Source organism: Candidatus Poriferisocius sp., assembly GCF_965219815.1.
GTDB lineage: Bacteria > Actinomycetota > Acidimicrobiia > Acidimicrobiales > Bin134 > Poriferisocius.
The window spans coordinates 163,453-177,413 of record NZ_OZ244791.1; the positions used below are offsets into that span (position 1 = coordinate 163,453).

Annotated in this window: 14 protein-coding genes; 2 read left to right on the forward strand and 12 right to left on the reverse strand. The window is 64.0% G+C overall.

The window, feature by feature from the left end:
• Nucleotides 1-16: 16 nt before the first annotated feature.
• From pstB to ACOQPI_RS00785, 7 genes are all read right to left on the reverse strand, one after another.
• The gene (gene pstB / locus ACOQPI_RS00755; RefSeq protein WP_420617819.1) at nt 17-889 is read right to left on the reverse strand and encodes a phosphate ABC transporter ATP-binding protein PstB; all 873 of its coding nucleotides are present in this window, start codon (nt 887-889) and stop codon (nt 17-19) included.
• Between the two features lie 39 nt (nt 890-928).
• Nucleotides 929-1,885: a phosphate ABC transporter permease PstA gene (pstA, locus tag ACOQPI_RS00760; protein ID WP_420617820.1), complete on the reverse strand. Its 957-nt coding sequence runs from the start codon at nt 1,883-1,885 to the stop codon at nt 929-931.
• The gene (gene pstC / locus ACOQPI_RS00765) at nt 1,885-2,829 is read right to left on the reverse strand and encodes a phosphate ABC transporter permease subunit PstC (protein WP_420617821.1); all 945 of its coding nucleotides are present in this window, start codon (nt 2,827-2,829) and stop codon (nt 1,885-1,887) included. The genes pstA and pstC overlap by 1 nt, the downstream gene beginning before the upstream one ends.
• Nucleotides 2,830-2,913: 84 nt before the next feature.
• Nucleotides 2,914-3,945: a substrate-binding domain-containing protein gene (locus tag ACOQPI_RS00770; protein WP_420617822.1), complete on the reverse strand. Its 1,032-nt coding sequence runs from the start codon at nt 3,943-3,945 to the stop codon at nt 2,914-2,916.
• Between the two features lie 177 nt (nt 3,946-4,122).
• Nucleotides 4,123-4,551, reverse strand: a complete 429-nt coding sequence (locus ACOQPI_RS00775) for an NUDIX hydrolase (protein ID WP_420617823.1) — start codon at nt 4,549-4,551, stop codon at nt 4,123-4,125.
• Nucleotides 4,552-4,620: 69 nt separating this feature from the next.
• The gene (gene ppk1, locus ACOQPI_RS00780) at nt 4,621-6,687 is read right to left on the reverse strand and encodes a polyphosphate kinase 1 (protein ID WP_420617824.1); all 2,067 of its coding nucleotides are present in this window, start codon (nt 6,685-6,687) and stop codon (nt 4,621-4,623) included.
• Between the two features lie 18 nt (nt 6,688-6,705).
• Complete coding sequence (locus ACOQPI_RS00785) at nt 6,706-7,008, reverse strand: hypothetical protein (protein WP_420617825.1); 303 nt, start codon at nt 7,006-7,008, stop codon at nt 6,706-6,708.
• Between the two features lie 224 nt (nt 7,009-7,232).
• On the opposite strand from ACOQPI_RS00785, the gene ACOQPI_RS00790 reads away from it, so the two are divergent.
• Nucleotides 7,233-7,457, forward strand: coding sequence for a WhiB family transcriptional regulator (locus ACOQPI_RS00790; RefSeq protein WP_420617826.1), 225 nt, complete (start codon nt 7,233-7,235; stop codon nt 7,455-7,457).
• A 31-nt stretch (nt 7,458-7,488) separates the two neighbouring features.
• Here the strand turns inward: ACOQPI_RS00790 and ACOQPI_RS00795 are convergent, their stop codons facing one another.
• The 4 genes from ACOQPI_RS00795 to ACOQPI_RS00810 all read right to left on the reverse strand — a co-directional run bounded on the left by ACOQPI_RS00795 (nt 7,489) and on the right by ACOQPI_RS00810 (nt 11,194).
• Nucleotides 7,489-8,331 carry a sugar phosphate isomerase/epimerase family protein gene (locus tag ACOQPI_RS00795; RefSeq protein ID WP_420617827.1) on the reverse strand — a complete coding sequence of 281 codons (843 nt, stop codon included), beginning with the start codon at nt 8,329-8,331 and terminating at the stop codon, nt 7,489-7,491.
• 35 nt (nt 8,332-8,366) lie between these two features.
• On the reverse strand, nt 8,367-8,546 hold the full coding sequence (gene tatA, locus ACOQPI_RS00800) for a twin-arginine translocase TatA/TatE family subunit (protein WP_420617828.1): 180 nt from the start codon (nt 8,544-8,546) through the stop codon (nt 8,367-8,369).
• A 48-nt stretch (nt 8,547-8,594) separates the two neighbouring features.
• A complete protein-coding gene (locus ACOQPI_RS00805) occupies nt 8,595-8,912 on the reverse strand; it encodes a WhiB family transcriptional regulator (RefSeq protein ID WP_420617829.1) in 318 nt (105 codons plus the stop codon).
• A gap of 185 nt (nt 8,913-9,097) precedes the next feature.
• Complete coding sequence (locus tag ACOQPI_RS00810; protein WP_420617830.1) at nt 9,098-11,194, reverse strand: vWA domain-containing protein; 2,097 nt, start codon at nt 11,192-11,194, stop codon at nt 9,098-9,100.
• A 23-nt stretch (nt 11,195-11,217) separates the two neighbouring features.
• Between ACOQPI_RS00810 and ACOQPI_RS00815 the strand changes: the two genes are divergently transcribed.
• Nucleotides 11,218-12,438 carry a family 1 glycosylhydrolase gene (locus tag ACOQPI_RS00815; protein WP_420617831.1) on the forward strand — a complete coding sequence of 407 codons (1,221 nt, stop codon included), beginning with the start codon at nt 11,218-11,220 and terminating at the stop codon, nt 12,436-12,438.
• On the opposite strand, the gene ACOQPI_RS00820 is transcribed toward ACOQPI_RS00815, so the two are convergent.
• On the reverse strand, nt 12,420-13,829 hold the full coding sequence (locus ACOQPI_RS00820; protein WP_420617832.1) for a magnesium chelatase: 1,410 nt from the start codon (nt 13,827-13,829) through the stop codon (nt 12,420-12,422). The genes ACOQPI_RS00815 and ACOQPI_RS00820 overlap by 19 nt on opposite strands.
• Nucleotides 13,830-13,961: the final 132 nt, after the last annotated feature.

Below are 13,961 nucleotides of genomic sequence, written 5' to 3' on the forward strand. Positions count from 1 at the left end.
GGCTCTGGAGCGGTGCTCAGCCGAACCGCCCGGTGACGTAGTTCTCGGTCCGCTCATCGGAGGGATTCGAGAAGATGGTCTCAGTGCGGTCGTATTCCACCAGCAAACCGCACCGCTGGTCGGCGGTGGAGTCGAGCTGGGCGGTAAAGAACGCCGTGCGGTTGCTGATGCGGGCGGCCTGCTGCATGTTGTGGGTGACGATCACGATGGTGTAGTCGTCCTTGATCTCCTGCATCAGGTCCTCGATGCGGGCGGTGGCGATGGGGTCGAGGGCCGAGCACGGCTCGTCCATCAAGAGCACGTCGGGATCGACGGCGATGGCTCGGGCAATGCACAGGCGCTGCTGCTGACCGCCGGACAGCCCAAGGGCAGAGTCCTTCATCCGGTCGTGTACCTCGTCCCACAGGGCGGCCCGGTTCAGAGACCGCTCCACGATGTCGTCCAAGTCGCTCTTCTTCTTGGCCATTCCGGTAACCCGGGGGCCGAAGGCGATGTTGTCGTAGATCGACTTTGGAAACGGGTTGGGCTTCTGGAACACCATGCCGATGCGGCGGCGCACTTCAACTGGGTCCACCCGGGGGTGGTAGATGGGCACGTTCTGGAAGTCCAGGCGGCCCTCCACCCGGGCGGTGGGGATGAGGTCGTTCATCCGGTTGAAGCAACGCAGCACCGTGGTCTTGCCACAACCGGAAGGCCCGATCATGGCGGTGATCTCGTGCTTGTACACCGTGAAGGAGGCATCTTGAACGGCCCGGAAGTCGCCGTAGTACACGTTCAGGTCTTCCACGTCGAACACCGCGTCGCCCACGGCATCTGGGGCGGCAGCTTGCACCGTTCGGTCGAGACCCAGACCGAGACGAGGAGAGGCTTCCGGTTCTGCTTGCTCCATCTGGTCGGTCCTTATGCTCTCAGTGACTGCTTCCACGAGTCATCCTCTCTTCTTTTCAAAGTGATTGCGCAAGAAGATGGCCGCCGCATTCATCAGGATAACGAAAACCAGCAGCACCACTATGGCCGCCGCCGCGGCCTCGGCAAAGCCCGGGTCACGGCCCGAGTTCTGCACCCACTCCACAATGATCACCGGCATGGCCATGAAAGCCTCGGCGTTGATGGCGCTGAGGTCGAAAAAGCTCGGATTGCTTCCCAGCCTGCCGGTGACCGCCCCCACCAAAAGCAGCGGAGCGGCTTCGCCGATGCCTCGTGACATAGACAGCAGCGTCCCCGTGAAGATGCCGGGCGCGGCGTAGGGCAGCACCTGGCTGCGAATCATGGTCCACTTGGTGGCCCCCACCCCGTAGGCCCCTTCCTTCAGCCCTTGGGGAACCGCCCGAATGGCCTCTTGAGCTGTGATGATCACAATGGGAAGCACCAAGATGGCCAGAGTGATGCCCGCCGCAGCAATGGACTTGCCGCCGGTGAGATCGCCCAGGCTCTTCACGAACAAGAACAAGCCGAGCAGGCCGTACACAATTGAGGGGACCCCGGCCAGGTTTCGGATGTTCAGCTCGATGAACCGTGTGAACCGGTTCTTGGGGGCGTATTCCTCCAACCAGATGGCGGCGCCGATGCCAATGGGGAAGGCCAGCACAGCCACAAAGACGGCGATCCAGAACGTGCCCACCAAGGCTTGATGCACGCCCAGCTTGGGATCCTCCGAAAGGGAACGCATGGTGCCCGCCAAGAAGCCGCCCGGTCGTCCAGTGAGCACGCCCCAGGAGTCAACCACCACATCCACAATCAGCACGCCGAGGATGAACAGCGAGATCAGCAGGGTGGTCAGCAGGGTGATCTGAAACACTCGGCCCCGTACGTCGGTGGCCCGGCGCTCCATGGCCTGCACCATCATCTTGCCGGTGCGATCCCCGACGAGCCGTGCCTTGGCCATCAGTACTGCTCTCTCACCCGGTGGACAAAGCGGTCGGCCACCAAATTCAAACCGAAGGTCACGATGAACAGCACCAGACCCACGAAGAAGAGGCTCTGAAAGGTGAGGCCCTCGCCTACCACGCTGTCGGTTCCCCGGGCCAAAGAGGTCATACCCGCCGTCATGGTGAGGCTGCCGCCAAGCGGGTCGTGGGTGTAGACGGCGGTTTGGGCGGCACCCCCGGCCATGAATACCACCATGGTCTCGCCCAATGCCCGGGAAATGGCCACAATGAACGCCGCCATTAAGCCTGAAACGGCGGCGGGCAACACCACTCGGATCGTTGTGGTGATCTTGCGGGCCCCCAACCCAGAGGAGGCCTCCCGCAACGACATGGGCACCGCTTTCATGGCGTCCTCGGAGATGGACGCCACCAGTGGAACCACAAGCACCCCTACGCCGATACCGGCGGCCAGCAGCGAGCCGGCCGCCGGCCCGCCGAAGAGGGTCTTGACCACGTTGGGCGCTATCCACTCCAGAGCGAAGAAGCCGAGCACCACGCTGGGAATCCCGGCCAGGATCTCCAAGATGGGCTTGAGGGTTCGCCGGACCCCCGGTCGGGCGTATTCCGACAAATAGATGGCGGCGCCCAGCCCCAGCGGGCCTGCCACGATCATGGCGATGCCAGTGACGATCAAGCTGGCCACGATCAGCGTCTTGATGTCGTAGATGCCTCGGCGGGGGAACCAGCCGATGTCCCACACCGCGCCCCAGTCCACCTCGACCATAAACGTCCAGGCTTCGGAGAACAGCGACCAGATGATCAGGCCGGAGATCAGCACCGACACCAGCGCGGTGGCCCCCAGAGAGTCACGGATCAACCGCTCCTTGCGAGCCTGCCGGGGGTTCGCCGCCAGCGATTCGACGGAGAACCCCTCAGCAGGATCGACACGGGTGTCGGTCACGAGCACACGCTACTGGTCATCGGCATGGTTGCCAGGTATCTCCTACTTGGCTGGTCATCGGCACTGCCATTCGGCTTCTCCGTTCTAGCGTCCGGCCCAGTTGGCCCGGGTGGCGCCTTTGGCGTCGTCGGTGAGGTTCACGTAGCCCACGTCGCTCACCGCGGTGCCCAATCCGTCGTCGCTCATGTAGTAGTCCACATAGGCAACCAGGGCCGGGTTGGCCGCTGCCTTGGCCTTGTTCACGTAGATGTACAGCGACCGGGACACGGGGTACTCGCCCGAGGCGATGGTGTCGGCGTTGGCGCCCATGCAGCCGTCGCCGCCGTCCACGTCAAGGAGCTTCACGCCCGAGGCGTGGGCGGCGAAGGCGAACCCGACCCATCCGAAGCTGGTGTCGCTCGACTGGATGCCCTGGATGATCACGTTGTCATCAGCGTTGGCGTTGTAATCGGGACGGGTCGTGGCGTCTTGGCCCCGCTCGTCGGCGATGTCTTCCAACACGATCTCGATGAAGCTGTCAAACGTGCCCGACTCCTCACCCGGACCGTAGATGTCCAGATCGGCATCCGGCAGATTCGAAGTAGCGAGCCCCAGCGAGCCGGCGTCCGACCAAGAGCCGAAACCGGTGGACTCGGGGCCGACCAGGCCGTAGATGTCGTTGAAGGTCACGCACTCCACCGAGTTGCCCTCTCCGGTCATCACCGCGATGCCGTCGATGCCCACCCGCAACTCAATCCACTCGATGCCGTTCTCGGCACAATCGGCGGCCTCGGAGTCCTTGATCGGGCGGGAGGCGTCAGAGATATCGGTCTCGCCCTCGCAGAACAGCTTGAAGCCGTCGCCGGTGCCCGGACCGTCCACCGTCACCTGCACATCCGGCTCCACTTCTTCGAACAGCTCAGCCACCCGCACCGAGATCGGCTCCACCGTCGACGAACCCGAGATCGTCACCGACCCGGAGATGCTGCCACCGGAATCGCCGCCGCTGCCACTGTCGCTGCTGGAGCTTCCCCCGGAATCGCCGCCGGAATCAGTCTGTCCCGCCGAGTCTGGGGCTGCGCCCCCATCGTCGTCATCGTTGCCGCACGCGGCCGCGACGAGCGCGAACGTAGTCATAAGCCCGATTATCAGAACGAGCAGTTTCCGTAGCCTCACATGTCCTCCTTGAATGCACGCTGAACACACCGATCAGCGCAAAGGGTCAGCCGTAAAACTAGGAGGGGCGGGTTTCAGCCCTGCCGCGACTGTCTGAACGGAAGGTGAACAGGGACGAAAGCTTTGGAGCGGCCCTGATCAGGCCAGAACGCTGTCGCCCATCAGGGCCAAGAATGCGCTCACGATCTTGAGGTCGCGCTCATTGGTGAAGTAGTTCAAAGACTCCACCAGAGGCACCCAGGTAATGGCGTCTACCTCGAGAGTGGGGGTGAAGCTGCCGGAGATGGCGTCCATCTCCCAGTAGTGGACTTGACGAGTCCGGCCCCGTCGATCGGTGTATTCCACCATGTCGAGCTCTCGGCCCAACTCGCAGACGTAGCCCGACTCCTCGTGGACCTCGCGCAGCGCGCACTCCGCCAACGTCTCGCCCGGGTCGAGTTTGCCTGCGGGCAGCGACCAGTCATCGTGCTTGGGCCGGTGGACCATCAGAACTTCCAACTCGCCGTCGCTATGACGGGTGACAAGCCCGCCGCCGCCGAGTATGACCGCTACTGTTCCGAAAGGCACGGAATTTAACGGTAGGGCTTGAACGCGCCCAAAATGCGGATATCCCACTGATCGGCCGCGGTCGATCGGCTAGGAAATTGCGGCTACGGCCAGTCGCTCAAAGGCAGTATGAGCTTCAAAGCCGGCCTGGGACTGGGTCCGCTGCCAGCTCCCATCAGCCAAGAGATCCCAGGCCAGCGTGTCATCTTTGAGGTTGTATTCCAGCACCTGATCGAGACGATGGCGCAGGTCCGGGTTGACCACCGCCACCAGGGCCTCGATTCGGCGGATGAGGTTGCGGGGCATGAGATCGGCCGAGCCGATGTAGTAGGCCGGAGCGCCGATGTCCTCGCCGTTGCCGAAGTAGTAGATGCGACTGTGCTCCAAGTAGCGCCCGATAAGGGAGCGGACCCGGATGGTGTCGGACATGCCAGGCACCCCGGGGCGAAGACAGCAAATGGCCCGCACGATCAGATCGATCTCCACTCCGGCCTGGGAGGCCTCATAGAGGGCTTCCACCATCTCGGCATCGGCCAGGCTGTTCATCTTCATGATGATCCGCCCTTCGGGGCCGCGGGCGGCCTCATTGCGGATCAGCTCCGTCAACGTGGGGCGCAGGGCTTGGGGCGCGGGCACCAGGCGGCGGAATTGGATATCGCGGCCGTAGCCGGTCAAGGAGTTGAACAACTGGGTCAGATCGACCCCGACCTCGGGGTCGGCGGTGAACAGCCCCAGATCGGTGTACACCCGGGCGGTGATGGAGTTGTAGTTGCCGGTGCCGATGTGGCAGTAGCGGCGCACACCGTCGGCCTCTTCCCGTACTACCAGGCAGGTCTTGGCGTGGACCTTGAGGCCCACCAGCCCATAGGCCACGTGGACGCCGGCCTGCTCCAGCCGGCGGGCCCACTCGATGTTGGCCTCCTCGTCGAAGCGGGCCTTGAGTTCCACCACCACCGCCACCTGCTTGCCGCTCTCTGCCGCTCGAATGAGCGACCGCACGATCGGGCTGTCACCCGAGGTTCGGTACAGCGTGAGCTTGATGGCCAGCACCTTGGGGTCGTTGGCCGCCTGCCAGATGAACTCCTGCACGGTGGCGGTGAAGGAGTCGTACGGGTGATGGACCAGAATGTCGCCCTCGCGAATGCGGGCGAACAGGTCGATCGGCTGGTCTCCCGGCGCTTTGGAGGGCAGGGGATTGACCGGTTTCCATGACGGGTTCTTTAGATCGGGGCGGTCCACCGCGAACAGGTCCCACAAGCTGGACAGCTCCAACAGGGTGTCCACCTCGTACACGTCGTCGCGCTCGATGTCGAGCTCCTCGATGAGCAGGTTGCGGATCTCCGACGACACCAGGTGCTCCACCTCCAGGCGGACCACGCTGCGGAATCGGCGGCGGCGCAGTTCCACCTCCACCGCGGCCAGCAGGTCTTGGGCCTCGCCCTCGTCCACCGCCAAGTCGGCGTTGCGGGTCACGCGGAAGGCCACCGTCTCGGTGATCTCCATCCCAGGAAACAGGGTGGGCAGGTGAGCAGCCACCACCTGTTCGATGGGAACGAAGCGATGCTCGTCGGGGAGCTGGAGGAAGCGGCCGAACGTGGCTGGAACCTTCAGGCGGGCAAACCGCTGGTGGCCATCGGCCGGGTCGATCATCAGCACGCCCAAGCTCAGCGACAGATTGGATATGTAGGGGAACGGGTGGCCGAGATCCACCGCCAGGGGGGTGAGCACAGGGTAGATGCGGTCGTCGAACTCGCCGGAGAGGAACTTGCGATCTTCGTCGTCCAAGTCGTCCCAGTTCAGAATCTCGATGCCGGCGTCGGCCATCTCCACGGTCAGGCCACTCAGGCAGCGGGCCGCCCGGTCCATCTGGTGATCTACTTCGATGCGGATCTCATGGAGCTGCTGGGCCGCGGTGCGGCCGTCGGGAGTGGTGCCGGTGAACTGGCCGGCCATCTGGTCTTTGAGACCGGCTACCCGAACCTGGAAGAACTCGTCCAGATTGGAGCACCAAATGGCGCAGAACTTGACCCGTTCCAGCAAGGGCAGCGATGAATCCTCGGCTTGGGCCAGTACCCGGCTGTTGAATTCCAGCCAAGAGAGCTCGCGGTTTATGAACCGTCCAGACTCAGCCTCAATATCGATGGATTCCAATTCCATGCTGCGCTGCTTTCGGGCTTACCCCTCTCCCCTACCGTCGGTCTCGCTCTGCTCGTCCTCTTCGTCGTAGCCCAAGTCCCAGTCGATCAGCATGTTTTCCCGCTCGGCGTCCCGGTTGATTCGCTCCCGATTCCGGCGGAACTGCGGATCATGGGGGGGAAGCAGCAGAAGGCGGGCCTCGGCCCGGGTTCTGAACTGCTCGATGAGCCCCGAGTCGCCAAAGTCGGACATGAAGTCCCAGTGGGGCGCCACTGGGCCCATATAAACCACCTTGACGTGCCCAACCGGCGGCTCGGGCAGGGCATCCATGGTGTCAGTCATCGCGTTGCTCCTGTGGAATCGGGGCCGAGTCATTCTAACCGCAATTAGGCGATATCCCGAATGCGCACTTCAACGGTCGAACCTCGCCGCGACACCCCTCCTCCATGCTTCCCGCTATGATGGGCGTCCGGACAGCCGATAGCTCATGAATTTCCTTTTGCGAGGGAACTTTTGGCTGAGGTGGGGCGTCTTACATGCGGGGGCATGTAATCAATGGAGGTCCCATGAACGAGAGCTGGATGGCTTACGGCAGGTGCGTCGAAGAATCGCCCGATATCTTCTTCCCCAGCGACGGGCTAGGAGTGGAGAAGGCCAAGAAAATCTGCCAGGAATGCCTGGTCCAGGAGGCTTGTCTGGCCTACGCCCTGTGCAATCGCATCAAGCACGGGGTGTGGGGCGGGCGCTCCGAGCGCCAGCGCCGCCGGATGTTGCGCCAGGCCGCGGCCTGAGGGTGATTTTCGATTGAGGGACTGGCGTCCGCTACACCATCACGGAGCGGGAGGCAGCAAGCACTTGGGGGGCCATGGTCTCGGGACCGGCCGCGGCCAGAGGAGTGCTGAACACCTCGGGGAACCAGATCGGTGTGGCACCCGAATCGGTGATGATGCCCAGGACCTCGGCGAAGTCCACCGCACCCTCGCCGGGTAGGAGTCGGGCGGTCATGGTTTCGGTGGCGATGTCCATGTCGTCGGGGAGCTCGGCGGCGGCGTCGCACAGCTGAACCACCCGCAGCTTCTCGGCGGGAATCTGGCGCAGCAGATCGGGGTTGGGACCGCCGGGCTGGCGGAACCAGTGCCACGTGTCCACCATGATGCCGCTGTTGTCGCAGTCGGCCCGCTCGATGATCTCCCACGCGGTGGCCAAATCAGGAATGCCAGTCCAGGGGAGGAACTCCACGCTCACCTGCAAGCCAGCCTCCGCCGCGCCCTGGCACAAGGTTCGGAAGCGATCCACAACATCGTCCATGGGCGGCAGTGTGGCCTCCATGGTGACCGCCACCAGCTCCCGGCTGCCCACCGCATTGGCGTACTGGCTCAAATAGGCCACCTCTCCTGCGGCCGCGTCGCGGTCGGAATTCAGCCAGCCGAAAGCAGCTTCAGCCACTGGGTGGGCCAATCCGAGCTCCTGGAGCCGGTCGACCAGCCAGGCGGTATCGACCCCAGCCGTCCCCAAGACGAACGGCCAAACACTGATGCCAGTGTAGCCCGCCTCGGCGGTCGCAGCCAGCGACGACTCCAACTGGTCGAAATTCAGTTCGAAGGGATTGACGCACAGCGTGGCCAACGACATGACGAGCTCTTCGGAGGGCGAGGCTGCGGTCATGGAGGCGAAATATTAGATGAAGCTGTGGAGTGGAGCTATGCGTCGGTGGGCTTCTCGTCGGCGCTGTCCTCGGCCTTCGAACCCTCGGTCACGCCTTCTTTGAATTCTTTCTGGGCCCGACCCAGCGAGCGGGCCAGCTTGGGGAGCTTGGCCCCGCCGAACAGCACCAGCAGGATGACCAAGACGATGATCAGCTCCGTTGCCCCGAGATTCATGGGCCAAGGCTACCCCGAAACCGCGCCGACTGCGTCAACAGGGGCAGCTCAAGCACCGGACGTGTCAGCTACCGCTTTCAGCGGCTCCCGCACCCGCGTGAGTCCTCGGGCCCGACGCACCCGGCGCCGCTCCCGCTCGCTCATGCCACCCCAGATCCCGAATTTCTCACCATTCACAATGGCGTATTCCAGGCATTCCTCGCGCACCACGCAGGCCCGGCAGACCTCCTTGGCCTCTCGGGTAGAAGCCCCCCGTTCGGGGAAGAACAAATCGGGGTCAACCCCCAAACAATTGGCCAGTGCTTGCCAAGCCCGACCTTCCTCCCCGGTCTGCGACGGCTTCGTAGTTGTCTCTACGAGTTTCATTGTGCCCTCCTGGACTTGAAATGTGTCGCCCCCTGCCCGTCGCCTCCCAATTCAGGGACATTTAGCACATAAATAGGAAACAACGTGCTTGTAATTTCAACAACGTAACCTTGACACGGAAATGTGCCAAACGCAAGAAGAAATTTTCTGAGCAGGAAAAACTTGCTGGGGCGGGAGTGCTCGCCTTAGCGGCGACCGCCCAGCATTTTGCGCTTGTGCTCCACGAAGTCCACCAACACGTAGTCGCCCAGGGTTTCCGGTGTGGTGAAGAAGGCCCGACCGCCGTTCATCTTGGAGATCTGCTCGATGAAGTTGGTGAGATAGGAGGTGGCGTCCAGCATGAAGGTGTTTATGCGGATGCCTTCCCGAGTGGCCCGCATGACCTGCTCCAAGGTCTTGTCCACCGTTTCCCGAGCCGGCGGATAGGAGAAGAAGGGCCTCCCCTGCTCGTCCACATGGGCGGTAGGCTCCCCGTCTGTCACCATGATGATCTGCTTGGTGCCGCTGTGTCGGGCCAGCATCTGGCGGGCCAGCATGAAGCCGTGCTGCATATTGGTGCCGTACACGAAGTCCCACGACACCTCGGGCAGCTGCTCGGGTTTCACCTCTCGGGCGATCTCGCTGAACCCCACGATGCCCAGGAAATCCCGGGGGTACTGCGAGCTGATGAGGGAGTGAAGGGCCATGGCCACTTTCTTGGCCGGCAAGAAGTTGTCCCTCATGGGCATGGAGAGCGACAGGTCGAGCATCAAGACGGTGGACGACCGCACAATGTTCTCGGTGCGCTCCACCTCGAAGTCCTCCGGCGACAGCTCCACCGGTGTGCCGCCCCCGGTGCGCTGGATGGCATTGCGGATGGTTCGCTCGATGTCGAGGTTGAAGGGGTCGCCAAACTCATAGGGCTTGGTGTGGTATTCCCGCTCGTGGCCCCCGCCGAACATCTCCATGGCGTGCTGGCCTATCCGGTCTTGCTGGAGCTTCTTGAACAGATCCGACAGGGCGTTCTGGCCAATCCGTCGGATGGCCCGCGGGGTGAGCTCCAGGCGACCTTCCCGATTCTCGATCAGTCCGGCCTCTTCCAGCAGCTTGGCCAGATCGGCCATCTGCTCCAGGCTCTGAGCCGCCTCATCGCCCATCAGCTCCCGGGCTCGGTCGATGTCCACTTCGGCCAGCGCGCCGGGGTTGTTGGCTGATCGCAAGAGGTTGTCGAGCTGGTCCAAGTCGCCCAGCTCCTGCATCATCTGGGCGGCTGAGGCGAAGTCGAGCGGGTCGGCCCCGCTGAAGTCGTACGAGCGGTCCCAACCGGCGTCGGGAAACATGGCTTGGAGGTTCTGGGAAAGCTGGTCCACCTGCCAGCGCAGGTCCATGTCCTGCAAGAGCTGCTCGGCCAAGCCCTGGAGCTGCGCCCGCTGCTCGGGCGTCATCGACGCCATCATGGCCGACATGGCCGCCATGCGCCGGGCCATCACCTCCAACAGCTCGCTCAGCGTCCGGGGGTTCTCGGGGAAGAAGTCGCCGAAGCGCTCCATGAAGCTGTCGAAGTCGGACTGAAGGCGCTCGTCCAGCATCCGGTTGCGCTCGGCCGGATCGTCAATGTCGGGGGATAGCTGCTCGTCGGCCGTCTGGCGCTTCTCCAACAGGCTGTTCAGCTCGGCCATCATGTCCTTGGCCCGGGCCAAGTCTTCGGGGGAGAGGTTGTTCATGCCGTCGGTCATCTGGTTGACATAGTTCTGCATGAGTTGTTGGCGGAGCTGCTCCACCAGCTCGTCAAACCGCTGCTGGGCCTCCGAAGAGGTGAACTGGTAGTTCTCCAGCTCTTTGATCTGGCCGGCCAGATCGGGGGGCAGCATGTCGAGCTGGAACCGGCGCTGGTCCACGGTCTCTTCGGTGATGGCCGCCCGGCGCTCATCGCCCGATTCGGCCGCGGAGGCGGCCAGATCGTCGAGGGCATCGCGCTCCATGTCGATCACATCGCGCAGCTCCTGGGCGATGTCGTCGTAGACCCCGCCAAGGTCGTGTTGCTCCAGCCGCTCCTGGCGGCGTTGACGGAGTTGCTCCATCATCTCCCGCAGGCCCTGCACCTGCTGGCCATCGACTTCGAAGCCCTGCTGGAGGAGCCGCCGAAGGGCGGCGTTGACATCGCCGTGGTAGAGGAGATCGTCGTTCATCTGGGCGAACAAGTCGGAAGTGGAGAAGTCAAACCCAGTTTGGGTGCCGTCCCAGCGGGAGTAGGCCACCCGGTGGGCTGGCCGACGCCGGGCCCTTCGCCATCTCCGAAGCATCCCGCCAACCTACTCTGAACGAGATGGATGGCCATACCGGTCCTGATCTCGCCTGGGGGTGGACTGCCGACTCGGTGTCGCTGGAGGGGGTTGCCCCCGGGGCGGACTGGTCGGTGTGGGAGCGGGAGGGACGGGCTCCCCGGTCGGGCGAGGGATGCGGCTTCGGCATCGACTTCCGGGCCGACCTTCGAATGCTGGCCGAGTGGGGATTCACCCATTGCCGGCTTCCGGTGGAGTGGGCTCGCATCGAGCCCGAGCCCGGCAGGTTGGACCACGACGCCATTGACCGGTATCTCGACGTGCTGGCCGCGGCCCGCGACGTCGGTCTTGACACGTGGCTAGTGCTCCAGAACACCACCCTGCCGGGGTGGTTTGCCGACGATGAGGGTGGCTGGAGCACCCGGCAGGGGCGGACGCTGTGGTGGGCTCGCTGGGTGGATCGGTGCGGCGAGTGGTTCTCCGACCGGGTGGCCGGGTGGGTGCCGGTGGAGGATCCGGTGGGCTGGGCGGTGCGAAGCCGCCTGTTAGCCCAGCGCCCTCCGGGACGGCGCAGCACCGACGCCGCGGTGGAAGCGGCCCAGCACGGCCTGGAGGCCATGTTCGAGGCCTGCCGCCTGCTCCGCAGCGGGAGCCAGCCGGTGATGGGGGTATTCGGCCTCCACACCGTGTTCGCCGCCGACCAACGGGCCGACACCCTTGCTTGGCAGGGGTGGTGGGACCGGCTGTTGTGGCAGAGCTGGATCTCAGCGCTGACCGACGGGGAGATCACCGTGCCCGATCGTCCGATAGTCGCCCGCGAGGAGTTTCGTGAGGCGATCGATGTGGTCGGAGTGTGCTTCGACGCTCCGGTCTCGGTAGACCAACACGGCCACCTCGGGCCCTACCCCCTTACCGCCCGGAGCGACGACTCCGGCTTGGCCCCCGAGCCCGAGGAGTTGGGCCGGGCGCTGGCCCGCCTGGCCGACATGCTGGGGGATGTGCCGCTAGCGGTGGCCGGCACCGGCGTGTCCACCACCGATGAGACCTGGCGCGATCAACTCCTGGGGCGGACGCTGGATCAGGTGGAAGCCGCGAAGTCCGACGGCATCAACGTGGTGGGGTTATTCGTCGACACTGCGATGGACGGCTACCACTGGCACCTGGGGCGGTCATCCGCCCGCGGCCTCTTCGACCAAGACCGCAATCCCAAAGACGCTGCCTTCACCCTGCGCGATCGGATAAAGGGTCAGGTTCTTCCTCGATAGACGGCGGCGCCGGATATGGACTCCTTGTTGAGGCGTTTGGAGAGGTGGAGGCCCTCCAGCACAAACTCAATACCGCTGGCCACCAGAGCGGGGTTCTCGAGATCGCCGGGCTCGTAGCCCAACGCCGCCAGTGCGCCGGCAAACGCTGGCGCCTCGTCAACCAGGGCGGCATAGTCGGCCGAGGAAATGTCATCCCCCGCGTTGACCACCCGACCCTCTTCAAATGCCTCGATCACTTCCTGCTGCACCTCGAGTTCGACCGCGTCCTTGAAGGCTTGGCGAACGGCCTCTTTGCGGAGGGTGCCCACAATCTCGCTATCTCGGCCGTCCTCGATGGTCTCGATCTCAATCTTGCCCATGGTGGAGGGGGCGAGCGCATCCAAGTCGGTCACTCGGGGCACCGCCGCCGCCTCGCCACTGCGCAAGGCCCGCCGGATGGCCGCAGCAGCCAGCGTCTCGTAGTTGGACACCGTCAACCGCACCGAAACTCCCGAGCGCTGGTTGATGTGCGGGCTCTGTCGGGCCAGATGACTGAGATACACCAGCACCTCGCACATGAAGTCGGGCATGATCACCGGCAGGTCAGCCTCGGGGACTGTCGCCTCCTGCTCGGTGATGTCCAGTTCGATATCTACATCGGTCGGGTAGTGGGTGCGGACCTGGGCCCCAAAGCGGTCTTTGAGCGGGGTGATGATACGGCCCCGGTTGGTGTAGTCCTCGGGATTGGCGGAAGCGAACAGCAAGATGTCGAGGGGGAGGCGGATCTTGTGGCCCCGGATCTGCACGTCCCGCTCTTCCAGCACGTTGAGCAGCCCCACCTGGATGCGCTCGGCCAGATCGGGGAGCTCGTTGATGGCGAACACCCCCCGGTTGGTGCGGGGCACCAGGCCGTAGTGGATGGTGAGCTCGTCGGACAGATAGCGGCCCTCGGCCACCTTGATGGGGTCTACCTCGCCGATCAGGTCGGCGATGGAGGTATCGGGGGTGGCCAGCTTCTCCCCGTAGCGCTCGCTGCGGTGGACCCATTCCAGCGGCGTGCTGTCTCCCTCGGCGGCGATCAGGTCTTTGGCGTGCTTGGACACCGGGTTGTAGGGGTCGTCGTTGATCTCGGAGCCGGCCACGATGGGGAGCCACTCGTCGAGCAGGTCGAGCACCAGGCGAATCATCCGGGTCTTGGCCTGACCCCGCTCGCCCAGGAAGATCACGTCGTGGCCGGCCAGCAGCGCGGTCTCCAGATGGGGGATGACGGTGTCTTCGTAGCCCCAGATGCCGGGGAACAGGTCCTCGCCGGCCCGAATCTTGCGGATCGCGTTGCGACGGATCTCGTGCTTGACCGACACCGACTGCCAGCCGGATTCCTTGAGCTCTCCGAGAGTGGTGGGTTGCGACATAGGAGTTGAACCCTACTCCCTTGTCGTCGGCTGGCCAGTAGAGGGATCGGTACGGCTAGCCGCAGGGAGTGAGGCGCCGATACCGTCGGCATGAGAGCGTTCGGGCTGTTGGTGGCTCGGAGCGGAGACAAC

What these genes read in the sequence shown, in the direction of transcription:
- pstB (WP_420617819.1), bottom strand. Translation starts at nt 889, where the DNA reads ATGGAGCAAGCAGAACCGGAAGCCTCTCCTCGTCTCGGTCTGGGTCTC.
- pstA (WP_420617820.1), bottom strand. Translation starts at nt 1,885, where the DNA reads ATGGCCAAGGCACGGCTCGTCGGGGATCGCACCGGCAAGATGATGGTG.
- ACOQPI_RS00770 (WP_420617822.1), bottom strand. Translation starts at nt 3,945, where the DNA reads ATGACTACGTTCGCGCTCGTCGCGGCCGCGTGCGGCAACGATGACGAC.
- ppk1 (WP_420617824.1), bottom strand. Translation starts at nt 6,687, where the DNA reads ATGGAATTGGAATCCATCGATATTGAGGCTGAGTCTGGACGGTTCATA.
- ACOQPI_RS00785 (WP_420617825.1), bottom strand. Translation starts at nt 7,008, where the DNA reads ATGACTGACACCATGGATGCCCTGCCCGAGCCGCCGGTTGGGCACGTC.
- ACOQPI_RS00790 (WP_420617826.1), top strand. Translation starts at nt 7,233, where the DNA reads ATGAACGAGAGCTGGATGGCTTACGGCAGGTGCGTCGAAGAATCGCCC.
- ACOQPI_RS00795 (WP_420617827.1), bottom strand. Translation starts at nt 8,331, where the DNA reads ATGACCGCAGCCTCGCCCTCCGAAGAGCTCGTCATGTCGTTGGCCACG.
- tatA (WP_420617828.1), bottom strand. Translation starts at nt 8,546, where the DNA reads ATGAATCTCGGGGCAACGGAGCTGATCATCGTCTTGGTCATCCTGCTG.
- ACOQPI_RS00805 (WP_420617829.1), bottom strand. Translation starts at nt 8,912, where the DNA reads ATGAAACTCGTAGAGACAACTACGAAGCCGTCGCAGACCGGGGAGGAA.
- ACOQPI_RS00810 (WP_420617830.1), bottom strand. Translation starts at nt 11,194, where the DNA reads ATGCTTCGGAGATGGCGAAGGGCCCGGCGTCGGCCAGCCCACCGGGTG.
- ACOQPI_RS00815 (WP_420617831.1), top strand. Translation starts at nt 11,218, where the DNA reads ATGGATGGCCATACCGGTCCTGATCTCGCCTGGGGGTGGACTGCCGAC.
- ACOQPI_RS00820 (WP_420617832.1), bottom strand. Translation starts at nt 13,829, where the DNA reads ATGTCGCAACCCACCACTCTCGGAGAGCTCAAGGAATCCGGCTGGCAG.